The 23,997-nt window shown below is 58.4% G+C and carries 20 protein-coding genes and 1 riboswitch; of the genes, 5 read left to right on the top strand and 15 right to left on the bottom strand.

The window, feature by feature from the left end; translation table 11 throughout:
* Positions 1–97: 97 nt before the first annotated feature.
* The gene (gene metG / locus ACR6A7_RS00830; RefSeq protein WP_434122851.1) at positions 98–2,128 is read right to left on the bottom strand and encodes a methionine--tRNA ligase; all 2,031 of its coding nucleotides are present in this window, start codon (positions 2,126–2,128) and stop codon (positions 98–100) included.
* Positions 2,129–2,291: 163 nt separating this feature from the next.
* On the opposite strand from metG, the gene apbC reads away from it, so the two are divergent.
* Positions 2,292–3,404, top strand: a complete 1,113-nt coding sequence (gene apbC / locus ACR6A7_RS00835; RefSeq protein ID WP_434122852.1) for an iron-sulfur cluster carrier protein ApbC — start codon at positions 2,292–2,294, stop codon at positions 3,402–3,404.
* Positions 3,405–3,425: 21 nt separating this feature from the next.
* On the opposite strand, the gene ACR6A7_RS00840 is transcribed toward apbC, so the two are convergent.
* Positions 3,426–3,854 carry a GNAT family N-acetyltransferase gene (locus ACR6A7_RS00840; RefSeq protein ID WP_434122854.1) on the bottom strand — a complete coding sequence of 143 codons (429 nt, stop codon included), beginning with the start codon at positions 3,852–3,854 and terminating at the stop codon, positions 3,426–3,428.
* A gap of 286 nt (positions 3,855–4,140) precedes the next feature.
* On the opposite strand from ACR6A7_RS00840, the gene ahpC reads away from it, so the two are divergent.
* Positions 4,141–4,704 carry an alkyl hydroperoxide reductase subunit C gene (gene ahpC, locus ACR6A7_RS00845; protein WP_010617942.1) on the top strand — a complete coding sequence of 188 codons (564 nt, stop codon included), beginning with the start codon at positions 4,141–4,143 and terminating at the stop codon, positions 4,702–4,704.
* A gap of 71 nt (positions 4,705–4,775) precedes the next feature.
* Positions 4,776–6,344, top strand: coding sequence for an alkyl hydroperoxide reductase subunit F (gene ahpF / locus ACR6A7_RS00850; protein ID WP_434122855.1), 1,569 nt, complete (start codon positions 4,776–4,778; stop codon positions 6,342–6,344).
* A 53-nt stretch (positions 6,345–6,397) separates the two neighbouring features.
* On the opposite strand, the gene ACR6A7_RS00855 is transcribed toward ahpF, so the two are convergent.
* The 3 genes from ACR6A7_RS00855 to ACR6A7_RS00865 all read right to left on the bottom strand — a co-directional run bounded on the left by ACR6A7_RS00855 (position 6,398) and on the right by ACR6A7_RS00865 (position 9,847).
* Complete coding sequence (locus ACR6A7_RS00855) at positions 6,398–7,357, bottom strand: AEC family transporter (RefSeq protein WP_434122856.1); 960 nt, start codon at positions 7,355–7,357, stop codon at positions 6,398–6,400.
* A 76-nt stretch (positions 7,358–7,433) separates the two neighbouring features.
* Positions 7,434–7,631: a hypothetical protein gene (locus tag ACR6A7_RS00860; protein WP_434122857.1), complete on the bottom strand. Its 198-nt coding sequence runs from the start codon at positions 7,629–7,631 to the stop codon at positions 7,434–7,436.
* An 812-nt stretch (positions 7,632–8,443) separates the two neighbouring features.
* Entirely contained in the window at positions 8,444–9,847 is a 1,404-nt protein-coding gene (locus ACR6A7_RS00865) for a PAAR domain-containing protein (RefSeq protein WP_434122859.1), read from the bottom strand.
* Between the two features lie 118 nt (positions 9,848–9,965).
* Positions 9,966–10,062, top strand: a riboswitch (TPP riboswitch).
* Between the two features lie 34 nt (positions 10,063–10,096).
* On the opposite strand from ACR6A7_RS00865, the gene thiM reads away from it, so the two are divergent.
* Together thiM and thiD are read left to right on the top strand one after the other, a co-directional pair.
* Positions 10,097–10,891 carry a hydroxyethylthiazole kinase gene (gene thiM, locus ACR6A7_RS00870; RefSeq protein WP_434123316.1) on the top strand — a complete coding sequence of 265 codons (795 nt, stop codon included), beginning with the start codon at positions 10,097–10,099 and terminating at the stop codon, positions 10,889–10,891.
* Positions 10,888–11,688 carry a bifunctional hydroxymethylpyrimidine kinase/phosphomethylpyrimidine kinase gene (gene thiD / locus ACR6A7_RS00875; protein WP_434122860.1) on the top strand — a complete coding sequence of 267 codons (801 nt, stop codon included), beginning with the start codon at positions 10,888–10,890 and terminating at the stop codon, positions 11,686–11,688. Before thiM ends, thiD begins: the two co-directional genes overlap by 4 nt.
* 60 nt (positions 11,689–11,748) lie before the next feature.
* On the opposite strand, the gene ACR6A7_RS00880 is transcribed toward thiD, so the two are convergent.
* The 10 genes from ACR6A7_RS00880 to mdtD form a co-directional block, all read right to left on the bottom strand.
* A complete protein-coding gene (locus tag ACR6A7_RS00880) occupies positions 11,749–12,435 on the bottom strand; it encodes a GntR family transcriptional regulator (RefSeq protein ID WP_434122862.1) in 687 nt (228 codons plus the stop codon).
* Between the two features lie 100 nt (positions 12,436–12,535).
* Positions 12,536–13,996 carry a mannitol dehydrogenase family protein gene (locus ACR6A7_RS00885; protein ID WP_434122863.1) on the bottom strand — a complete coding sequence of 487 codons (1,461 nt, stop codon included), beginning with the start codon at positions 13,994–13,996 and terminating at the stop codon, positions 12,536–12,538.
* A gap of 64 nt (positions 13,997–14,060) precedes the next feature.
* Positions 14,061–15,344, bottom strand: coding sequence for an MFS transporter (locus ACR6A7_RS00890; protein WP_434122865.1), 1,284 nt, complete (start codon positions 15,342–15,344; stop codon positions 14,061–14,063).
* Between the two features lie 81 nt (positions 15,345–15,425).
* Positions 15,426–16,433: a Zn-dependent oxidoreductase gene (locus tag ACR6A7_RS00895; protein WP_434122866.1), complete on the bottom strand. Its 1,008-nt coding sequence runs from the start codon at positions 16,431–16,433 to the stop codon at positions 15,426–15,428.
* A gap of 10 nt (positions 16,434–16,443) precedes the next feature.
* A complete protein-coding gene (manD, locus tag ACR6A7_RS00900) occupies positions 16,444–17,658 on the bottom strand; it encodes a D-mannonate dehydratase ManD (RefSeq protein WP_434122867.1) in 1,215 nt (404 codons plus the stop codon).
* Positions 17,659–17,874: 216 nt separating this feature from the next.
* A complete protein-coding gene (gene yegS / locus ACR6A7_RS00905) occupies positions 17,875–18,774 on the bottom strand; it encodes a lipid kinase YegS (RefSeq protein ID WP_434122868.1) in 900 nt (299 codons plus the stop codon).
* Between the two features lie 222 nt (positions 18,775–18,996).
* On the bottom strand, positions 18,997–20,361 hold the full coding sequence (trhP, locus tag ACR6A7_RS00910) for a prephenate-dependent tRNA uridine(34) hydroxylase TrhP (protein ID WP_434123318.1): 1,365 nt from the start codon (positions 20,359–20,361) through the stop codon (positions 18,997–18,999).
* Between the two features lie 117 nt (positions 20,362–20,478).
* Entirely contained in the window at positions 20,479–21,186 is a 708-nt protein-coding gene (baeR, locus tag ACR6A7_RS00915) for an envelope stress response regulator BaeR (RefSeq protein WP_434122869.1), read from the bottom strand.
* Between the two features lie 6 nt (positions 21,187–21,192).
* Complete coding sequence (gene baeS / locus ACR6A7_RS00920; protein WP_434122870.1) at positions 21,193–22,581, bottom strand: envelope stress sensor histidine kinase BaeS; 1,389 nt, start codon at positions 22,579–22,581, stop codon at positions 21,193–21,195.
* Complete coding sequence (gene mdtD, locus ACR6A7_RS00925) at positions 22,578–23,984, bottom strand: multidrug transporter subunit MdtD (protein ID WP_434122871.1); 1,407 nt, start codon at positions 23,982–23,984, stop codon at positions 22,578–22,580. Before mdtD ends, baeS begins: the two co-directional genes overlap by 4 nt.
* Positions 23,985–23,997: the final 13 nt, after the last annotated feature.

Here is a 23,997-nt window from a genome sequence, read left to right on the forward strand (position 1 = left end):
GGCCCGCGACATCCTTGTCGCGGGACGCTTTGCTCTTCGGTCCAGGCCACCCGCTCTGAGGCATTGAGCGTGGCTGCCAAATCGACAGCCAGTCCCCTTACTTAACCGGCATGCCCGGCTGCGCGCCGCTGTCGACGGAGAGCACAAACAGATCTTTGCCGCCCGGACCCGCTGACAGCACCATGCCTTCCGACACGCCGAAACGCATCTTACGCGGCGCGAGGTTGGCGACAATAATCGTCATTTTGCCGATTAGCACCGACGGATCCGGATAGGCCGCGCGGATGCCGGAGAAGATCTGGCGCTTCTCGCCGCCCAGATCGAGCTGCAGACGCAGCAGCTTATCAGAACCTTCCACCAGCTCGGCGTGTTCGATCAGCGCTACGCGCATATCGACTTTGGCGAAATCGTCAATGGTAATGGTATCGCCAATCGGCGCATCCGCCAGCGGGCCGGTTGCCGGCTGGCTGGCCGCGGCGGCATCTTCTTTCGACGCTTCAATCAGCGCGTTAACTTTCGTCATTTCGATACGTCCATAGAGCGCTTTGAATGGCGCCACCTGGTGATTAAGCAGCGGCTGCGCAATGGCATCCCAGCGCAGTTCGCTGTTAAGGAACGCTTCGGCGCGCTCGCTCAGGCTCGGCAGCACCGGTTTCAGCCAGGTCATCAGCACGCGGAACAGGTTGATGCCCATTGAGCAGATCGCCTGCAGATCGGCGTCGCGCCCCTCTTCCTTCGCCACCACCCACGGCGCCTGCTCGTCTACATAGCGGTTAGCCAGATCGGCCAGCGCCATGATTTCGCGAATGGCGCGGCTGTACTCACGGCTCGCCCAGGCTTCGCCAATCTTCTCAGAGGCGTCGACAAAGGTCTGGTAGAGCGCCGGATCCGCCAGTTCGGCTGAAAGCTGACCGTTAAAGCGCTTGGTCAGGAAGCCAGCGTTACGCGACGCCAGATTCACCACCTTGTTGACGATATCGGCGTTCACGCGCTGCACGAAGTCTTCCAGATTCAGGTCGATGTCATCGATGCGTGAAGAGAGCTTGGCGGCGTAGTAGTAGCGCAGGCTGTCCGCGTCCAGATGTTGCAGCCAGGTGCTCGCCTTAATAAAGGTGCCGCGCGACTTAGACATTTTGGCGCCGTTTACCGTCACATAGCCGTGCACGAACAGATTGTTAGGCTTGCGGAACTGGCTACCTTCCAGCATCGCCGGCCAGAACAGGCTGTGGAAGTAGACGATATCCTTGCCGATAAAGTGATAGAGCTCGGTGGTGGAATCTTTCTTCCAGAACTCGTCAAAATCGATATCGCCGCGCTTGTCGCACAGGTTCTTGAACGCGCCCATATAGCCGATCGGCGCGTCCAGCCAGACGTAAAAATATTTGCCCGGCGCATCAGGGATCTCAAAGCCGAAGTAGGGCGCATCGCGGGAGATATCCCACTGCTGCAGCCCGGATTCGAACCACTCCTGCATCTTGTTGGCTACCTGCTCCTGCAGCGCGCCGGAGCGCGTCCAGGCCTGCAGCATGGCGCTAAACGACGGCAGATCGAAGAAGAAGTGCTCGGAGTCGCGCATCTCTGGCGTTGCGCCGGAAACCACCGACTTCGGCTCGATCAGCTCGGTGGGGCTGTAGGTCGCGCCGCACACTTCGCAGTTGTCGCCGTACTGATCCGGCGATTTGCATTTCGGGCAGGTGCCCTTCACAAAACGATCCGGCAGGAACATCCCTTTTTCCGGATCGTAGAGCTGAGAGATGGTGCGGTTCTTAATAAAACCGTTCTCTTTCAGGCGGGTATAGATCAGCTCCGACAGCACGCGGTTTTCGTCGCTGTGCGTCGAGTGGTAGTTGTCGTAGCTGATGTTGAAGCCGGCGAAATCGACCTGATGTTCCTGACTCATTTCGGCAATCATCTGCTCCGGCGAGATGCCCAACTGCTGTGCTTTCAGCATGATCGGCGTACCGTGCGCATCGTCGGCGCAGATGAAATAGACCTGATTGCCACGCATTCGCTGGTAACGCACCCAAATATCTGCCTGGATATGCTCGAGCATGTGGCCGAGATGGATCGATCCGTTCGCGTACGGCAGGGCGCACGTTACCATTATTTTTTTAGCGACTTGAGTCATAGTTTGCGTAGCTTTCTGTTGATTGAAAAAACGGGCTTAGATGGTAACTCATGCCCTGGCGGGCGTAAACACAAGGGCGGTCTGGCGTTGACCGCCTCGACATCTGATATCATTGTTGTGTTACCGCTGAACCCAGCGTCAGAAAAAATAACAAGGAGTGGGGATGACAGCACAATCCCGGACATCACATTCACCTGAAGCCTTACGCGCCATGGTTATGGGCGTGTTAAGCGGCTTCCGGCATCCGACCCTCGATCGCAACCTCACCGCACTGAAAGCGCTGCATCATGTGGCGCTGCTGGACGGCAAGCTGCATATCGAACTCTGCATGCCCTTCGCCTGGGCGAGCGCGTTTGAAGAGCTGAAGGCGCAGGCCAGCGCCGAGCTGCTGCGCCTGACCGGCGCCCAGGCGATCGACTGGCGGCTGCGCCACGATATCGCCACCCTGAAGCGCGTCAAAGGCCAGCCCGGCGTAAACGGCGTGAAAAACATTATTGCCGTCAGCTCCGGCAAGGGCGGCGTCGGCAAGTCGAGCACCGCCGTCAATATGGCGCTGGCGCTGGCGGCGGAAGGGGCGCGCGTCGGCATTCTCGACGCGGATATTTACGGTCCGTCGGTGCCCAATATGCTGGGTACCGAGCATGAGCGTCCCACCTCGCCGGACGGCACTCATATGGCGCCGATTATGGCGCACGGCCTCGCCACCAACTCCATCGGCTATCTGGTGACCGATGATAATGCGATGGTGTGGCGCGGACCGATGGCGAGCAAGGCGCTGATGCAGCTGCTTAATGAGACGCTGTGGCCGGATCTCGACTATCTGGTGCTCGATATGCCGCCCGGCACCGGCGACATCCAGCTGACGCTGGCGCAGAGCGTGCCGGTAACCGGCGCGATTGTCGTCACCACGCCGCAGGATATTGCCTTGATCGACGCGCGCAAAGGCATGGTGATGTTCGAGAAGGTCAACGTGCCGGTGCTCGGCGTGGTGGAGAATATGAGCCTGCATATCTGCAGCCATTGCGGTTTCCACGAGCCGATCTTCGGCACCGGCGGCGCGGAAAAGCTGGTGGCCGACTATCAGACGCAGCTGCTGGCGCAGCTGCCGCTGCATATCAACCTGCGCGAAGATCTGGATGATGGCGAACCGACGGTGATCCGCCGACCCGACAGTGAATTTACCGCGCTCTACCGCCAGCTGGCGGGCCGCGTCGCCTCGCGTCTCTACTGGCAGGGCGAAGTGATCCCCGGCGACATCGCTTTCCGCGCGCTTTAACCGCGCGCCGCTGGCGTCTACTCAGGACGCCAGCGGAAAGTGCATCAGCAGATATTTTCCCTGCTCGCTCTCACCCTGCGCGATGATCTTCCAGCCGTGCTTTAAATAGAACGCCTGCGCAGCGTTGTTCATCAACAAACATTTCAGCGCGCCGGTGCTGGTAAAATTCGCCTGCACTCTCTCCAGCAGCGCGGCACCGACGCCGCGGCCCTGATAAGCGGGATCGACGTAGAGGCTGTGAAGGAAGTTGTCATTTTCCAGCACGCCGGCAAAACCGACGCGATGTCCTTCAAGCTCGGCCACCCAGACGGTTTCGCCCAGAATCACGCTGTCGAAATCTTCCAGCTGCCAGTGGCTGTCGTCGAGCCAGCGCCAGTTATGGCGACGCGCGGCAAGAAACAGCGTGCGCAGGAACGGACGATCGGCTTCGGTATAAGAACGTATCTGCACGGTAAACTTCCTTAACGGCAATCAGAGTGCTGGCCTGTCCGCAAGCGGGAGAGAGGGCGCTGGCTCGTCATTAATAAGCGTCTCTACAAAATTAGCAGTTCTGCGAAGAAAAGATAAACCGCGTTAAATCAAGGTGCTTTGCGTGTAGAATGCCGGTGCGGCGTCAATAGCGGTGCGGCTTGCCGCGTTTGATAGCTTTCGTTTATCTGATTGATAACGACTGCGTATTAGAAGTTGGCCCGAAAATTTTGTAACGTACATCACATCTTTTAGCGGAGGACTTCAGATGTCTATCATTAATACCAAAATCAAACCGTTCAAAAACGCTGCGTTTAAAAACGGTGAATTCATTGACGTAACTGAGAAAGACGTTGAAGGTAAATGGAGTGTGTTCTTCTTTTATCCGGCTGACTTCACCTTCGTTTGCCCGACCGAACTGGGTGACGTGGCTGACCACTACGAAGAATTCCAGAAACTGGGCGTAGATATCTACTCTGTTTCTACCGACACCCACTTTACCCACAAAGCCTGGCACGGTTCTTCTGACACCATCGCGAAAATCCAGTACGCCATGATCGGCGACCCGACTGGCGCGCTGACCCGCAACTTCGAAATCATGCGCGAAGCCGAAGGTCTGGCTGACCGCGGTACCTTTATCGTTGACCCGGAAGGCATCATCCAGGCGATCGAAATCACTGCTGAAGGTATTGGTCGCGACGCGTCTGACCTGCTGCGTAAAGTGAAAGCTGCTCAGTATGTCGCTTCCCACCCAGGCGAAGTTTGCCCGGCTAAGTGGAAAGAAGGCGACGCAACCCTGGCTCCGTCTCTGGACCTGGTTGGCAAAATCTAATTTCCACACCGGCTTTTCGATCTTCTCTATCGGGTGCTGCGGCACCCGATTTCTTCTGACAGGAACTCACTATGCTCGACACAAATTTAAAAACCCAGCTCAAGGCCTACCTTGAGAAATTAACCAAGCCTGTTGAGTTGATCGCCACCCTGGACGATGGTGCCAAATCAGCGGAAATTCGCGATTTGCTGGCGGATATCGCAAGCCTGTCTGAAAAAGTCAGCTTCCGCGAAGAGAACGATCGTCCGGTGCGTAAACCCTCTTTTCTGATCGCTAACCCTGGCTCGCACAGCGGCCCGCGCTTTGCCGGTTCGCCGATGGGTCACGAATTTACCTCTCTGGTGCTGGCGCTGCTGCAGACCGGCGGTCATCCGTCGAAAGAGGCGCAGAGCCTGCTTGACCAGGTGGCGTCGCTGGATAGCGACCTGCATTTCGAAACTTACTACTCGCTGTCATGCCACAACTGCCCTGACGTGGTGCAGGCGCTGAACCTGATGGCGATTATCAACCCGCGCGTCTCGCACACGGCGATTGACGGCGGCATGTTCCAGAATGAAATCACCGAGCGCAACGTGATGGGCGTGCCGGCCGTCTACCTGAACGGTAAAGCGTTCGGTCAGGGCCGCATGAGCCTCGCTGAGATCGTCGGCAAAGTTGACACCAACGCTGAGAAGCGCGCGGCGGAAGAGCTGAACAAGCGCGACGCCTATGAAGTGCTGATCGTCGGCAGCGGCCCGGCAGGCGCGGCGGCGGCGATCTACTCGGCGCGTAAAGGCATCCGCACCGGCCTGATGGGCGAGCGTTTCGGCGGCCAGGTGCTCGACACCGTAGACATTGAAAACTATATCTCCGTGCAGAAAACCGAAGGCGCGAAGCTGGCTGGCTCGCTGCGCGCCCACGTTGACGACTACGACGTTGACGTGATCGATACCCAGAGCGCCATCAAGCTGATTCCGGCGGCGAAAGCGGGCGGTCTGCACGCCATTGAAACCGCTTCCGGCGCCGTGCTGAAATCACGCAGTATCATCATCGCCACCGGCGCACGCTGGCGCAACATGGGCGTGCCGGGTGAAGAGCAGTATCGCACCAAAGGCGTCACCTACTGCCCGCACTGCGACGGTCCGCTGTTCAAAGGCAAGCGCGTTGCGGTCATCGGCGGCGGTAACTCCGGCGTTGAGGCGGCTATCGATCTGGCGGGCATCGTCGAGCACGTGACCCTGCTGGAGTTCGCGGGCGAAATGCGCGCCGACCAGGTGCTGCAGAACAAGCTGCGCAGCCTGAAAAACGTCGATGTGATCCTGAACGCGCAGACGACAGAAGTGAAAGGCGACGGCAGCAAAGTGACCGGCCTGGCCTATATCGATCGCAACAATCAGACGGCGCACGACATCGCGCTGAGCGGTATCTTTGTGCAGATCGGTTTGCTGCCGAACACCAGCTGGCTGGAAGGCGCGGTAGAGCGCAACAAAATGGGCGAGATCCTGATTGATGCGAAATGCGAAACCAGCCTGAAAGGCGTATTCGCGGCGGGCGACTGCACCACGGTGCCGTACAAGCAGATCATCATTGCCAGCGGCGAAGGTGCAAAAGCCTCACTGAGCGCCTTTGACTATCTGATCCGCACCAAACCGGCTGAATAACCTTTTGCGATAGCCACGCAACCGCCCCGTGACCTCTGTCTCGGGGCTTTTTTTTAATAGCCTGCCCACGACATCAGCATCATCCATACCGGCGTCGTCACCGCCGCGAATAGCGTAGAAAAGAGCATGCTTGCCGCCGCCGGGCCGGTCAGCACGTTGAACTTCTGCGACATCAGGTAGACGTTGACGCCAACCGCCATCGAACCGAGCAGCACCACAACCCGACTCTCCAGCGGCGGCAGATGCACCAGCCAGGCGATCGCCCAGATGGTCATCGGCTGCAAAATCAGCTTAAGCAAACAGATGGTATAGCTTTCACGCAGCCCGTCGCGCACGCGATAGTGCGCCAGGCTCATGCCGAGCGTTACCAGCGAGAGCGGCGCGGCGATAGCGCCGAGCATGCGCAGCGGCTCGGCGGCAATGGCCGGCAGCGGCTGCTTTAAAAAGCTCCAGGCGGTGCCGCTGAGGATGCCGATAATCAGCGGATTCTTCGCCACGATGAGCAGGGTATGGCCGATGCCCTTCAGCGAGAAGCTGCCCTGTTTCGCCCACTCCACCGAGAGCGTCAGCAGTGTCCAGAGGATCAGGCTGTTGAACACCAGCACCAGCGCCACCGACGGCAGCGCCTGCGGGCCGAGCAGCACCGTTGCCACCGGAATGCCGAGCATCACATTGTTGGAGAAGATGCCGCCGAGCGCGAAAACCGTGCCCGCGACGCCGTCGAGCTTGAACAGCCGCGCCCCCAGCAGGCGGCCAAGGATAAAAATTAGCAAGCAGCTGCCGAAAAAGGCCAGCAGCAGCCGCACATCCACCGGCGGGCTTTTGTAGAAGTCGCTCATTACGCGGAACAGCATGCAGGGCAGGGCGACGTTAAAGACAAAGCGGTTCATGCCTTCGCTGATAGTGAGCGGCCATTTGCCAATGCGCGTCAGGGCATAGCCAAGAAAAATCAAAATAAACAGCGGAGCGGAAAGGTAAATCTGATGGGTAAGGGTATCAAGCAAGCCAGGCATAGCGCGTCTGTTATCGGCATCAGGTAACATCAGCCTAACATGTTGTTGCGAAAAGCGTCACCCAGCAGCGCATTCTCTAGCCCAGCCAGCGTCGCGCCTGCGCGTCGCTGATATCGCGGTAGTAGACGCGATGCAGCGTCTGGTCGCAGCTTCTGCAACGGGCAGTAATATGAGTCGAAAAATAGCTTCTGCCATTCGGGGCAACAGCATTAGCACGAATAATTACAACATCCTGCCAGTGGTGCCAGTGCGGGATAAGCGAGAGCAGTTTCATCAGGTTCCTCTGAAACGGATAGCCAGGATTAAACAGCATGGTTTGCGGGCCCGGAGCATTAGGCTTGTTTTTCGGCGGTGGCTGGTTGATCGAGATCATGTAGAACCGTGCTAACTGGTAATACCTCTTAAGAGGTAGTCATATTGCTTTCACTCGCCGCCTCTCTTATGCTGCTGGCGTAACATTCGACTCGGGATGTGCTTCTGCGTGAAGGCTAAGAAACCTGATTTGAATAATGCCAGCGTAGGGGCCAGGATTTCGCCTGCTTACATCTCCTGATTGCCGAAGGAAAACTGGATAAATAGAAAATGCTACGCAGAAGCCATTCTTATGCATCTCAAAATCTACATTTCGTGATCTAAAGGCGAGTAATCTAATCGCTTTCGGATATACGTACAAGGAAAGCCGCATAAGCGGCTTTATAAACAATGCTTAGATAGAGAGGAGAGAAGTTATGATAGTAAAAAGAAATAAAACAACCATTAATAAAAACAAAGTAAACTTAATTTTTAGCCATGATACCTTTTCATTGGGTAAACCTTTGATGAAATCATAATGATCAGAATCCATATTTCTGACCGGAAAAGTTCCCTTTTTAAATACGAATGGGAAGATGAAATAAAAATCTTTCTGGAAGGTTAAGAATATCCCACCTGCTTGTGCAAGAATTATTCCTGCTGGTACATAACCGAATCGTTCTTTAAAAATATCGCACAACAAAAGATGTTGTTTGTTTTTTAGAACAGAATACCCGATTGCGATAAATCCGAAGACTATACACAATAGTGTTGATGTCGCAGATAGGATGCCCACTATTCACCTACCGTTTTATAAATAAGTTCACCGAGATTTTCACCTTGATCCGATAGGAATTCACCGCCTACATAACCTCCACCAGTACCAAGAATTACACCACAAGCTAATGCACCAGCCCCAGCGGCTTCTATTGTCAAAGCACCTAATACTACAGTGCATATACCTGTGCCTATTGCTCCGCCTCCGATGCTTCCAATTATGCCACCAGAAAAGCTACCAACTTCGGTGTATTTCTTTTTGGTACATTCATCTTCACGACCAACAGAACAAGCCTCATTAATTTCATTGATTGAATGCAGAGCACTAAATCCAATTCCTAAATAACCAACATATCGCATAGCTGTTACATATTTTGCAGCTCGTTCTAAATGGGTAGCATAACCATCAATATCACTTATTCCTGTCTCATTCCATTTATGAGTTATCGATTTAGTTGATAGACCAAGTGCACTTTTTAAGTTGCTGTACTCACCGAGTTTCATACCTTTATTAAGGAAACCGACTTTAAGTACACGATCAAGTTCATTGAATAGTTGAGCACGTTTTACATGGAACTGTTCGCCAATTAAAGCCCCTCTGGTCATGTAAGTATTTTTGTATGTTTCTTGAATTTCTTTCAGGATCTTCTCTATATTTTCGAAATACTTCCCGACAGGTTCGGCAGCAAGGCCAATTCCTTTATCGGCGATGTTGCTAAAGTTAGCTATTGTTGCATAGTGGTTATGTAAGAAATTGGCTTCTTTATGTGTAAGCGGTTCTAATGCTGTATCAATACGTTGTTTTGCAGCCTGCATATGTGCGATTTGATCACTGTCCTGTTTTTCAGGATCAACAACCAGCAGAATAGAACCTGCTTTGTATTCCTTACCTGCCCCGTTAAGAGAGCGATAAAGCTCGCGTGTTCCTGCTGGCGGTTCACTTTCGAACAGATATCTTTCATAGGCTCCAGTATCAGCACCGTAAGGAAGTACACAGAAGCCAGGATCTACTGGTTCGCGTTTTGCTTCTACCTTCTTTTTAGCGGCTTGTGCATGTTGTTCAGGCTCTGCAATTTTTGCAGGTTCAGGAGCAGCTAAAGGGGCAGCAGTAACTACAGGGACAGCCTTAACTGCTTTCTTTTCCTCGACCCAATAGGAAGCATTTGGGAATGACGAAATGAAACTTGCGTTACAGGGGCATGTACTGCGGCTATGCAAAGTACCTGCTGCGGCAACTCCATGAATCGAGTAAGTGGGTATACCACCTGCGATATGGTATACCTTGCCATCTTTACCACAAGAGACAGAATCGCCATTTCTCGCGGTCGCAATCCCTCCAAAGCTGTGATTTGGGGAACCTGAAAGAATACTACCGCCGCACGTTGTTTTGTCGCCAATCCTCAGAAAATGACCAGTAGCCATAGAATCATCCTTAATGAAGGTACAAGGTGAGGTACAGCGTAAAATGTAATATTCATAAGTTCAATCTTGTATCAGCACGAGACCTGGCGTAACCTACTAATTGATAAAGAAATGTAATCAACACGACTCGGGGTGCCCTTCTTTGTGAAGGCTGAGAAAGACCCGTATTACCTGATCTGGATAATGCCAGCGTAGGGAAGTCAGATGCCTGACCGCATTCGCCTTCTTGTTCGCCGGTTGGGAGTTATGATGATCCGCCAACCTCAACGCTTTTCCGACGCGCACTTCGCGCCCGTTCTCGCCCGTTTCGTTCAGCGCCAGCCGCTGGTGCACTGCATGACCAACGACGTGGTGCAGAATATGACCGCTAACGTCCTGCTGGCGCTCAACGCTTCGCCCGCCATGGTGATCGATCCCGATGAGGCCGCGCAGTTTGCCGCCATGGCCGACGCCTTACTGATCAATGTCGGCACGCTGACGCGCGATCGCCGCGACGCCATGCTGGCAGCGGTACAGGCCGCCAACGCAGCGCAGACGCCCTGGGTACTCGATCCAGTGGCGGTCGGCGCGCTGCGGTTGCGCACTGAGTTCTGCCAGCAGCTTCTGACGCTGCGGCCTGCCGCCATACGCGGCAACGCCTCTGAAATCCTCGCGCTGGCGCAGCAGGGCGCAGGCGGACGCGGCGTGGATACGCAGCACCAGTCGGAGGCGGCGCTTGAGGCGGCGCGCGCGCTGGCGCGGCAACATCAGACGCTGGTGGCGATCAGTGGCGAGGTCGATTACATCACTGACGGCACCGAGACGCTAAGCGTGCCTGGCGGCAGCGCGCTGATGACGCGCGTGGTCGGCACCGGCTGCGCGCTCTCCGCCGTGGTGGCGGCCTTTTGCAGCCTGCCCGGCGACCGACTGAACAACGTCGCCAGCGCCTGCCGCGTCATGGCGCTGGCGGGGGAGCGCGCCGCCGCGCAGATCGCCGCGCCCGGCAGCTGCGCCACGCTGTTTATCGACGCCCTGTGGCAGCTGGCACAGGAGGCGCGCGCATGAAGCGTATTAACGCTCTGACCATTGCCGGCACCGATCCCAGCGGCGGCGCCGGCATCCAGGCCGATCTCAAGGCTTTTTCGGCGCTCGGCGCCTACGGTACCAGCGTCATTACCGCGCTGGTGGCGCAAAACACCCGCGGCGTGCAGTCGGTCTATCGCATAGAACCTGAGTTTGTTGGCGCACAGCTAGATTCAGTTTTAAGCGACGTGCGCATCGACACGGCGAAAATCGGCATGCTTTCGGAAACCGCGATTGTGCAGATCGTGGCGGAAAAGCTGAAGCGAGCCGCTATCCCTTATGTGGTGCTGGATACGGTGATGGTGGCGAAAAGCGGCGATCCCTTGCTCTCGCCCGATGCCATCGCCAGCGTGCGCGAACTGCTGCTGCCGCAGGTATCGCTGATTACGCCCAATCTGCCGGAGGCGGCGGCGCTGCTGGAGTGCGCGCCAGCACACAGCGAAGAGGCGATGCTGGAGCAGGGGGAAGCGCTGCTGGCGCTTGGCTGTCAGGCGGTGCTGATGAAGGGTGGCCATCTCAGCGACAGCGAGAGCCCGGACTGGCTCATCACTCGTGACGGCGCGGAGCGCTTTACCGCGCCGCGTGTCAATACGCGCCATACTCACGGCACGGGTTGTTCACTCTCCGCCGCGCTGGCGGCGCTGCGTCCGCGCCATAGCAGCTGGGCAAACACGCTGCGCGAGGCAAAGGCCTGGCTGCAGCAGGCGCTGATGCAGGCCGATACGCTGGAAGTGGGCGAGGGAATTGGGCCGGTGCACCATTTTCATCGCTGGTGGTAAAGGTCACAGACAGAAAAGGCCAGCAGCGTGCTGGCCTTTTTATCAATGTGCGGGGCGGGGTTACAGCGACTCAAACCACTCGCTGTTGCGCTCGGCGATCGGCGTAATTGAGAAAATCATCTCCTGCAGATGGCGCCGCATCGCCGCTTCGGCCGCGTCGGCATCGTGGTTTTTCAGCGCGGACAGGATCTCTTCGTGCTGCTCAATCAGGCTGTCCGGCGGCGAGACCTCGCTCAGCGTCAGAAAGCGTACGCGGTCCATCGCCGCTTTGATATTCTCTACCGTCTCCCACGCCAGCAGGCAGTTGATGCTCTCGGCAATCAGGCGGTGAAACTCATCGTCGAGGCTGAGAAACGCCTGGCTGTCATGGCGAGCGGCGGCCATCTTCTGCAGCTGGAGGTTATGCTCCAGCGCCAACAGCGCCACCGGCTCAATCTCCAGCGCCGCGCGCCGTACCACCGACACCTCTACCGCTTCGCGAATAAACCGGCCGTCCGCGACGCGGCGTGCGGAAATTTTACGCACGAAGGTGCCGCGCTGCGGCAACACCTGCACCAGACCCGCTTCTGCCAGCTTGATAAAGGCTTCGCGCACCGGCTGACGCGACACGTTAAACCGGGCCGACACTTCTTTTTCTGACAGCAGTGAACCCGGCTGAATAACGCAGGTCACGATATCCTTACGCAGATAACGATAAATCTGCTGGTTGACCGGTTCGCTGGTGGTGATGGTATAGGCGATAGACATGCGGCATATCCGTATTACGGCTGGCGGCAGCCAGCCCATTGGGAAAGTGTCAGTCTAATCAGCGCGCTGCGACTGCGCCAGCGCTTTTGACACTGAACAATTACGGCGACCCCACCGCCTGCGCCACCGTAGCGCGCGCGCCATGCTCGCGCAGCTGCAGCCAGAAGCGCGTTAGCGTCGCGACCACCTCCGCATTCTGCGCCAGATCCTCGCCAAACACCGCTTTCATCCCCAGCAGCGCCTTCACGCGCGCTTCGCCTTCGTCGCTGGCGGCCACGCGCTCCGCCAGTTCCGCCTTCAGCGGATCGCGGATCTCGATCGGCGCGCCTTGCTCGTCCACGCCGCCGACGTAGCGCATCCAGCCCGCAACGCCCAGCAGCAGCAGGTCGCAGTTGCTGCCGTTGCGCAGATGCCAGCGCACGCTGTCGAGCAGGCGCTGCGGCAGCTTCTGCGTGCCGTCGGTCGCTATCTGATAGGTGCGATGTTTGATGGCGCGGTTTTCATAGCGCGCGATCAGCGAGTCGGCATAGGCGGTGAGATCCACGCCCTGGGTGCGCAGCGTCGGCGCCTGCTGCTCCAGCATCAGCCTGCGCGCGGCGGTGCGCAGGTTTGCGTCCGCCATGCAGTCGCTGATGTGCTCATAGCCGGAGAGGAAGCCGAGATAGGCCAGAAACGAATGGCTGCCGTTAAGCATACGCAGCTTCATCTCCTCAAACGGCAGCACGTCCTTAACCAGCTCTGCGCCTGCCTGCTCCCAGGCGGGACGGCCGCTGACGAAATTATCCTCGATAACCCACTGGAAAAACGGCTCCGCTTCCACCGCCACCGGATCGCGGCTGCCGAGACGCTCGGCAAGCTGGGCAAAGGCGCTGTCGGTCATCGCCGGAACGATGCGATCGACCATGGTCGAGGGGAAGGTGACATGCTGCTGGATATAGTCCGCCAGCGCGCTATCCTGCCGCTGCGCCAGCTGCAGGATCACCTTGCGCGTGACGTGGCCGTTTTCCGGCATATTGTCGCAGGACATCACGCTGAAGGGCGGCAGGTCAGCGTCGCGGCGGCGGCGGATGGCGGCCAGAATCAAGCCCGGCAGCGAGCGCGGCGCGTCGGGGTGGGCCAGGTCATGCACAATATCGGGATGGTCCGGGTTGAGATCGCCGCTGGCGGGATGGTGGCAGTAGCCTTTCTCGGTAACGGTCATTGAGACAATCGCTACCTCCGGCTGGCTCATGGCGGCGATCACCGCCTCGATGCCGTCGCTTTTGCCGTGCAGCGACGAGGTAATCACGCCGATAATCCGCGTGTTGAGCGAATCGTCGGCCATTTCCGTCAGGCTATAGAGGTGATCCTGCTGGCGCAGCGCCTGGATCAGCTCGCCGCTGTTGAGATTAACTTCACAATAGCCCCAGTCGCTGCCCTGTTCCGCCAGCTTGTCGCTGCACAGCGCCTGGTGCGCGCGATGAAAAGCGCCAAAGCCGATATGCACCATGCGGGTTTTCAGTTGGCTGCGATCGTAGCGCGGGCGCTGCACGTCGGCGGGAAGGCGATCAATCTCTAACATAGTTCGTCCTTATGGCATACGGGGCGTCCTGCGCCCCGTGATTCAGTCATATAAAACCTGCTGCTTACGCCGAAATCGGCTTCTTGCTCGCTTTCGGGCTGCGGATAACGAACAGCACCAGGAAGGCACCCACGGCAGCGACGCCGCCTGCCAGCACGAAGGCGCTGTCGAACTTGCCGGTATGCTGCACGATAAAGCCGGTGACAATCGGACCGATAATGCCCGACAGGCTGCCCACCAGATGGATAAAGCCGCTGATGCTGCCGACACGGCTTTTGTGCACCACGTCCTGAATAATCGCCCAGTAGATAGCGCCGGTGATGTAGAGGAAGAAGATAGAGATCGACATCATCATAACCGCAGAGTTGACCTCTTTTACCGTACCCGCCAGCGCTACACAAACGGCGGCGGCGAACAGTGAGACCACCAGCACAATTTTACGTGAGAGCAGTAACCTGCCGGTAATATTGAAGATCTTGTCTGAGATCCAGCCGCCGAGCGCGAGGCCCACGAAGCCGACAATCCACGGGATCATGGTCGTGATCGACATCGATTTAATATCCAGGCCGTGCGCCTGCACCAGATAGGCAGGGAACCAGCTCAGGAAGAAAAACAGAATATAGTTGTAGCAGAAGAAGGCGAAAGCGGTGACCAGGATAATCGGCTGACGCAGATAGTAGCCGAAACCGTGTGACGCCTGTGCCAGATCCGCTTCTTCGCCCGGCTGCTCCGCTTTCAGCTGGTCGACCAGCGCGCGCTCCTCGGCAGAAACGCGTCGGCTCTTCGCCGGGTTATCCGCCGAAACGAACAGCCAGATCGCCATCCATACCAGACCGATCAGGCAGATGATCACGAAGGCCGGACGCCAGCCAAATGCGAGCGCGAGATAGCCGATAATCGGCCCGGCGATCGCGCCGCCCAGCGGCGAGCCAGCGCTCAGCAGGCCCATTGCGGTCGCCGCCTGTTTTTTCGGAAACCAGCCGTTAATCGCTTTGTTGGCCGAGGCGCAAATAGGGCCTTCCGCCATGCCGAACAGCACGCGCAGGATCAACATCGACCAGAAGCCGGTTGCCAGCGCGGTCATGCCGCAGAACAGCGACCACATGCCGACCGCGACGGCGAGCACGATTTTGGGGCCAAAGCGGTCAGTGGCGATGCCACCAACGAAGTTGAACAGGGCATAGCCGAAGAAGAAACTGCCAAAGATCATGCCGAACTGTTCGGCGTTGATCGCCAGATCTTTTTCGACCAGCGGTAGGGTAAGGGAGAGGGCAACACGATCGAGGTAATTGATCATGTAAACAAGGAACAGCAGCAGTACGATTGTCCAGCGCAGATTTTTGAACATGGTGGCTCCAACGCTTTTTTATAGTGATATTACGCCGGCAGCGCGCTGCCGGCTGAATCCCCGGTGAGAGTAGGGCAACCGCTACATGGCCAGCACAACCTTGCAGCAGGTGCGGGGGTCTTTTTCGAACAGCGTCATGGCGCGTTCGATGTCGTCGAGCGAAAAATAGTGCGTAACCAGTTTTTCCGGCTGGATCAGGCTCTGCTCCATCCATTCAATCACCTGCGGGAAGCGGTGGCTGTTAAGACGGGAGGTAAAGAGCGACAGCTCTTTGCTGGTCAGGCTTTGTTGGGTAATGCTACAGGGCTCGCCGGAGAAGCCGAGCAGGCCGATACGGGCGGCGGGCGAGGCGAGCGCCGCCGCTTCCGCCAGAATAGAAGGATGGCAGGCGGCGTCGATAATCAGCGTCGGCTGCACGCCTTCCAGCTGGGCCGCCAGCGGCACCTCGGCGTTGTTGAACACCCGATCTGCGCCGTTGGCTTGCGCCAGCGCAAGGCGTTCCGGCAGACGATCCACTACCAGCACTTGCGCCACCTTAAACACGCCTTTCAGCACCTGAATCGCCGTCAGGCCCATGGGTCCGGCGCCGTAGATCAGCGCCACATCCTGCGGCTGCGGCTTGAGGAACGCGGTGATATTGGCGGCGATAGTGAAAGGCTCGACCATGCTGGCGAGCTTGTCCGGGATCGCCGCCGGCAACGGGTACGCATTGCCAGCCGGCGCAACCGCATATTCGCTAAAGCCGCCGTCGCGGTGCACGCCGATAACGCTCAGCGTGGTGCAGACGTTAGGGCGGCCCACCGAGCAGGGATAGCAGCTACCGCAGCTCACGACGGGATCGACCGCTACCCGCTCGCCGATGCGGCTGGCGTCGACCGCGTCGCCGACCGCGTCAATCACGCCGAAAAACTCGTGGCCGATAACGCGCGGATATTTCGCGAAAGGGTTATGGCCATGCCAGATATGCACGTCAGAGCCGCAGATGCTGGCGTATTTCACCTTGACGCGCACTTCGCCCACTGCAGGCGTCGGCAGCGGACGCTCCGCCAGCACCAGCTCGCCAGGTTGTTCAATCACGACACTTTTCATGATGCGCTCCTTACCAGTTCCACAGCGTGCCGTCTTCCAGACGGGCCACCGGCAGACAGGCGGGCTCATAGGGATATTTCGCCGCCAGCTTCTCGTTAAACTCGATCCCCAGACCGGGCTTGTCGCCTGGATGCATAAAGCCCTCTTCGAACGTCCAGCTGGCGTCGAACAACTCCATCATCTGCTCGGAGAAGCCCATATACTCCTGCACGCCAAAGTTCGGCACCCACAGGTCGAAGTGCAGCGCCGCCGCCATGCAGACCGGCGAAAGATCCGACGGGCCGTGCGAGCCGGTGCGCACCTGATAGAGCGAGGCGAAATCGGCGATGCGGCGCATGCCGGTGATGCCGCCCGCGTGGGTGATGGTGGTGCGGATATAGTCGATCAGCTGCTCTTCAATCAGCTGCTTGCAGTCCCAGATGCTGTTGAAGACTTCGCCCACCGCAATCGGCGTCACGGTATGCTGGCGGATCAGGCGGAAGCACGCCTGGTTTTCCGCAGGCGTCGGATCTTCCATCCAGAACAGACGGTAATCCTCCACGCTCTTGCCGAAGCGCGCCGCTTCGATCGGCGTCAGACGGTGATGCATATCGTGCAGCAGATGCTCATTGAAGCCGAATTTGTCGCGGATCGCTTCAAACAGTTTCGGCGTAAAGTCGAGGTATTTTTCCGTGGACCAGAGCTGCTCTTCCGGCCAGTTGCCTTTGGTCGCTGGCTCATAGGCAAGACCTTTGCCTTTCGCCATGCCGTAGGTTGTCTTCATGCCCGGCACGCCGCACTGGGCGCGGATCGCTTTGAAGCCCATCTCTTTATGCTTCGCGTAGTCGTCCATTACTTCGTCGATGGTATGGCCGGTAGTATGGCAATACACCATGACGCCGGTGCGTGATGCACCGCCCAGCAGCTGGTAGAGCGGCATATTGGCGGCTTTGCCTTTGATATCCCACAGCGCCATATCGACCGCGGAGATTGCCGACATGGTGACCGGCCCGCGACGCCAGTAGGCGCCTTTATAGAAGTACTGCCAGATATCTTCGATCTGATGCGCGTCACGGCCGATCAGCTGTGGGCAAATATGATCTTTCAGGTAGGAAGCGACCGGCAGTTCGCGGCCGTTGAGCGTGGCGTCGCCGATGCCGGTAATGCCGTCGTCGGTGGTGATTTTCAGCGTAACGAAGTTTCTGCCTGCACAGGTAACAAAGACGTCAGCACTAACAATTTTCATCTCTCATGGCCTTCTTTCAGCAATCAATGCTGAAAAAATACGCGCATTTATACTACCATACAAGTTGATGTAACAGAGTTGTGAAGGCAATCACAGAGAGAATTTGGCGCTGCCGATCGCGAAGAATGCAGCCCGATTGCGTTACAGGGCGGGTAAAAGTTAAAACGCGGGCCCGTTGCCCGCGTAAGCGTTTGTCTTACCGCATGAAAGGCGGCCTCAGGCTAACAACGCGCACTGCGGCGGCAGGCGGCAGCTTAGCGCGCCGGGCATCACCTCAATCTCAAACGCATTGCCGGAGAGCGGTTCGCCATCCAGATTAAAGGTCATCTCATTAGGGGAAACGATACGCAGCGAGGTCAGCTTCGCGGTGACGATATTCGGATTGTCATCGTTGCTGGTCAGCGAGTGCAGCAGCGTGGGCAGTAGCTCCTGCGCGGTGACGATGCTTACATCAAGCTGGCCGTCATTAATCAGCGCTGATGGGCATAAACGCTGTCCGCCACCTGCCTGACGTCCGTTGCCGACGCCAATCGCCAGCGCGTCGCCCTGCCACTGAAAGCCGGGGCCGGAAATCTCGCAGCTGTCAGGCTTCAGCGTATCCATGCGCATCAGGCCGTGAATAAAATAGGAGACGCCGCCCAGCGCAGATTTTAACTTTTCTGGCGTTTCGGTGGTAATACGGGTGCCGAAACCGCCGGTCGCCATATTGATGAAATAGCGGTCCTGATTGACCCGCGCCAGATCGATGACGTGGGCTTTGCCCTGGATCGCGAGGCGCAGCGCAGGCTCCATCTCGGCGGGAATGCCGACGCTGGTGGCGAAATCATTGGCGGTGCCTAAAGGAAGAATGCCGAGCACCGGCCGACGCGCGGCCTCAACGGCGGCCAGCGCGGTAGCGATCTCGTTAATGGTGCCGTCGCCGCCGCCAGCGACCACCGTCTCAGCGCCCAGCCGCAGCGCTTCTTCAACGTAGCGTTCGCCGTCGCCTTTCTCCCAGGTCACGCGCACGGCGACGTCGAAGCCCTCATCACGCAGCGCGGTGACGGCCGCGCGCAAATCCTCGTTGCCTGCGCCTTTGCCATTCAGAATAAGTAGAGTAAGCGGTTGTTTTTCCATTTCCCGTTCCTTGAAAACCGACAAAGATTTCTGCTTATAGCATAGTCAGGGGGAAAAAATTACGGGAGAAAAGCGCAAAAAAGAAAACCCGCACGGGGGAGCCGGGCGGGTGAATGAGGTGGTTCCTGATACAACAGCTATTAGTTGTTACTCGTTCGCAGCAGGCGCGACTATAAAGGAGTGCGTCGCGATGGTCTGTGATCCTGTTCTAACTTCATCGGTTTACTTGCGCGACGTGAATAATTTGCTATGGGGATCGCGCGTGCTGCTGCCGTCGGTAAAATTGCGCAGCAGCAAACCAAAGGCGAGATCGACGTCTGCGGGCACCGGTATCCAGACGCGATGGCCGTCGCCGGGCGCTACCTCAATGGCGCCGCCGCGTGCGTCCTGCAGCGCCTCCAGCGTGCAGTTCAGGTTGCCGCTCGGCGTCATGATCTCCAGGCTGTCGCCGAGCAGAAATTTATTTTTCACCGCGACTTCCGCCCAGTCGCCGCGCCGCTCGCCGGTAAATTCGCCAACGAACTGCTGACGCTCGGAGATGGAATAGCCCTGCGCATAGTTTTGATAGCTGTCGTGGGTATGGCGGCGCAGAAAGCCCTCGGTATAGCCGCGATGCGCCAGACCTTCCAGCGTGGTCAGCAGGGCCGGATCGAAAGGTATGCCGGCTGCGGCGTCGTCAATCGCGCGGCGGTAAACCTGCGCCGTCCGCGCGCAGTAGTAAAACGATTTGGTGCGGCCTTCGATCTTCAGCGAATGGACGCCCATTTCGCTCAGGCGTTCAACGTGCGCCACGGCGCGCAGATCTTTTGAGTTCATGATGTAGGTGCCGTGCTCATCTTCAAAGGCGCTCATCACTTCGCCCGGCTTCATTTTTTCTTCCAGCAGAAACACTTTATCGGTTGGCTGGCCAAGCCCCAGCGTCGGCGTCACCGTCTGCACCTCAACGATATTGCCGACCTCGTCCTGTTTACCTTCCTCGACCTTATATTCCCAGCGGCAGGCGTTGGTGCAGGTGCCCTGATTCGGGTCGCGCTTGTTCATATAGCCGGAGAGCAGACAGCGGCCTGAGTAGGCCATGCAGAGCGCGCCGTGTACGAAGATCTCAATCTCCATCTCCGGCACCTGCTGGCGGATCTCTGCGATCTCCTCCAGCGACAGCTCGCGCGACAGGATCACGCGCGTCAGCCCCATCTGCTGCCAGAACTTCACCGTCGCCCAGTTGACCGCATTGGCCTGCACTGAAAGATGGATCGGCATCTGCGGAAAGGCCTCGCGCACCAGCATGATCAAACCGGGATCGGACATGATCAGCGCATCCGGCTGCATCTCCACCACCGGCGTCAGGTCGCGAATAAAGGTCTTCAGCTTGGCGTTATGCGGTGCGATATTGACCACCACATAGAACTTCTTGCCCAGCGCGTGCGCTTCGGCAATGCCTCTGGCGAGGTTGTCATGGGTGAATTCGTTATTGCGCACGCGCAGGCTGTAGCGCGGCTGGCCGGCATAAACCGCGTCGGCCCCATAGGCGAAGGCGTAGCGCATATTCTTCAGCGTTCCCGCTGGAGAAAGCAGTTCTGGTTTCATGATCGTCTCACTGATGTCAGGTCAGCATGCCGCCCGGTGCGGCACGTGCCGCGGCCGCAAGGTAGGTGGCCCGGCAAAAGGTGCGAAATTGTAGGCGGCGACGCCTGCCAGTCAGTTGATCTAGATCAACTGGCACAGATCCGCTTCCCAGCGATAGCCCATGCCGTATACGGCGCGGATAAAAGGCTGGTCGGCGTCGAGATTCTCCAGCTTGCGCCGCAGATTTTTGATATGGCTGTCGATGGTGCGATCGGTCACGACGCGGTAGTCGTCGTAGAGATGATTGAGCAGCTGCTCGCGTGAAAAGACTTTGCCCGGCTCCAGCGCCAGGGTCTTCAGCAGCCGGAACTCGGCAGGCGTCAGCTCCAGCGGCTGTTCGCGCCAGCTTGCCTGGAAGCGGCCTTCGTCAATTTTCAGCGGCGACGCCTTGCCGCTCTCTTCCGGCGCGCGCTTCACGCGGCGCAGAATGGTTTTCACGCGCGCCACCACTTCGCGCGGGCTGAAAGGCTTACAGATGTAGTCATCCGCGCCGATCTCCAGGCCAAGCAGGCGGTCTATCTCCTCGGTGCGCGCCGTCACCATAATGATCGGCAGCTCAGAGAAGCGGCGGATTTCGCGGCACAGCGAGAGGCCATCTTTGCCGGGCAGCATCAGATCCAGCAGCATCAAATCGGGCGGCGTCTGCTGGACGAAAGGCAGCACGTCGCTGCCGTGGGCGATATGGTGCGTGCGGTAGTTAGAGGCGTCAAGATAGTCGATCATCAGCTGCGCCAGCTTCGGCTCATCTTCTACTACCAGAATCAGCGGGTCGGTTTTTTCGGCGGTCATCGTCAGTTACGGCTGGGGGACATAGCGCAATTGTAGCGCGATTTTCAGTCCACCTAAATCAGAGTGCTCCGCAGCGATATGGCCGCCGTGGGCGTCGACGATATTTTTGCAGATCGCCAGTCCCAGCCCGGAGCCGCCGCTGGCGCGATTGCGCGATCCTTCGGTGCGGAAAAAACGTTCGAAGATTTTCGCCTGCTGCTGCGCGTCAACGCCTGGCGCGCTGTCGGCAAAGCTCATCTGCCAGTAAGGCGCCACATACTGGAGCCGCACCTCGACCTGGCCCGGCGCGTCGGTATAGCGCAGGCTGTTCTCCAGCAGATTGGTGAAGAGCTGCATCAGGCGATCGGGATCGCCGAAGAAAGGCGCCTCGTCCGGCATCTGCAGCGTCAGCGTCAGCCCGTGGCTGCGATAGCGCTCGTTGAAGCTGCCGGCGACCACCTCCATCAGCTGCACCAGGTCGGTGGCCTGTTTGCGATAGGCGAGGGCGCCTTCGTCGGAGAGTGAAAGCTGGTGCAGATCGTCTACCAGCTTGCTGAGCACCGCCACCTCGCTCTGCAGCGAGCCGATCGCCGCTGGCGTCAGCTTGCGCACGCCGTCCTGCATCGCTTCCAGCTCCCCGCGCAGGATTGCCAGCGGCGTGCGCAGCTCGTGGGAGATATCGGCCATAAAGGCGCGGCGCATGCTCTCGTTCTTTTCCAGCGAGCTGGCCAGGCGGTTAAAATCCTGCGCCAGCTGGCCCAGCTCGTCGCGGCTGCCAACCTCGACGCGCGTGGCGAAATTGCCCGCCGCCAGATGATGGGTGCCTGCGACCAGCCGCTTGACCGGCGCCAGCAGGCCGCGCGACATCAGCCAGGTGACCAGCGCCGCCAGCAGCGTCGACAGGCCGACAATCAGCCAGCTGGTGCGCTTCTGCTGGTGATCGAAATTGATATCGGTGCTGCGCGTCAGTCGCTCCGGCGGCGAGCCTACCACCCAGCCGACCACCTTACCGTTGCTGGTGGTGATATTGCGGCGCGAGCCTTCCTGCGGCACCGGCGCGCGCGGCCCGACCAGCACCTTATACTGCTGGTCGATAATCCAGAACTGGGTGCGCCAGCCGTGCGGCGGCAGCTGGTTATTGCTGTCGGGATTCTGCTCCAGCGAGCGCAGCATGGTGAATACCAGCCGATCGTTATGCCGCAGAAAATCCCAGTTGCCGTGCTGTTCATACTGATCGGCCAGCGCGTCGCCGAGCATGGCGAGCCGCTGCTCGTTGCCGCGCTTGATGTAGTCGACAAAGCCGTGCTCAAAACTCAGACGCACCCCCCAGTGCATGGTGATCAGCACCAGCATGCAGGTGGAAAAAATGGCTAAAAAGAGTTTGGCGCTGATGCCCAGGCGCAACGGCAACTTCATGATTTTCTCCGGCGTCGCAGATCGACGTTCTGACTGGTTTCCTTCGGCACGCGCCAGAACACCAGCGCGGGCAGGGCGATAATCAGCGCCATGCAGGCCCAGGCGGTGACAAACATCGTATGGGTGTTCTCGCTGCTGCCCAGCGCATCCTGGCCGAACGCGCCCAGCAGCAGGCCGGCGAGGGTGACGCCGACGCTCATCGACAGCTGCATAATCATCGACAGCAGGCTGTTGCCGCTGGAGGCGAGCGCGTCTGGCAGATCCTTCAGCGTCAGGGTATTCATCGAGGAGAAGCGCAGCGCGTTCACCATGCCCTGCATAAGCAGCACCAGCGGCAACAGCCACAGCCAGCCAAGCAGCGCCACCAGCGGAAAGAGCAGCACCACCACGGCGAGAGCCAGCGTGGTGCAGACCAGCGTATTGCGATAGCCGAACAGGTTAACGATGCGCACCACCATGCGTTTGATGCCCATATTGCCCAGCACCATCGGGATCATCATCAGCCCGGCGTGAAACGGCGTAAAGCCCATGCCGACCTGCAAAAAAATTGGCGTCATAAACGGCAGCATGCCGCTGCCGATGCGGCCTAAAAAGCTGCCGAGCAGGCCAATAGAGTAGAGGCGGTTGTCGAACAGCTTCAGGCTGAACAGCGCATTGTCGTTGCCGCGCGCGTGCATCAGATAATAGAGCAGCGAAAAGAGGCCCGTCAGGATCATCGCGCCCAGCAGCAGGGGAGAGCCGCCGCTGCTGCGCTGGCCGTCGAGCGCCAGCGTCAGCGTCGCCATGCCGACGGCCAGCAGCAGAAAGCCGAGAAAATCGAAGCGCCGCGTCTGCATCGAGTAATTTGGCATCAGCGTCAGGGTGGCGATAGCGCCGACGATGCCGACCGGAATATTAATCAGGAAGATCCAGTGCCAGCTGGCATACTCCACCAGCACGCCGCCGAGCGCCGGGCCGACCAGCGGGCCGATCTGTCCCGGCAGGGTGACGAAGGTCATCGCCGACATATACTGCGCGCGCGGCACGATTTTCATCACGGTCAGGCGGCCGACCGGCACCATCATCGCGCCGCCGACGCCCTGCACCACGCGCGCCATCACCAGCTGATCCAGCGTTGAAGAGAAGCCGCACAGCAGCGAACCGACGCTGAACAGCACGATAGCGCTGAAGAAGATGTTGCGCACGCCGAAGCGATCCGCCAGCCAGCCGCTCATTGGCAGGGTCACCGCCACCGTCAGCAGATAGGAGACGATGACCGCATGCATATGCAGCGGGCTGACGCCCAGATCCTGCGCCATCGAGGGAAGGGCGGTGTTGACGATGGTGGTGTCCAGCGTCTGCATAAAGAAGCCGAAAGCGACAATCCATAGCTGCCAGCGAACCGTGGCGTTTTGGGCGTTCATCTTCTGCTCTCTC

The sequence above is a fragment of the Pantoea phyllosphaerae genome, from assembly GCF_051025595.1.
Lineage (GTDB): Bacteria > Pseudomonadota > Gammaproteobacteria > Enterobacterales > Enterobacteriaceae > Pantoea.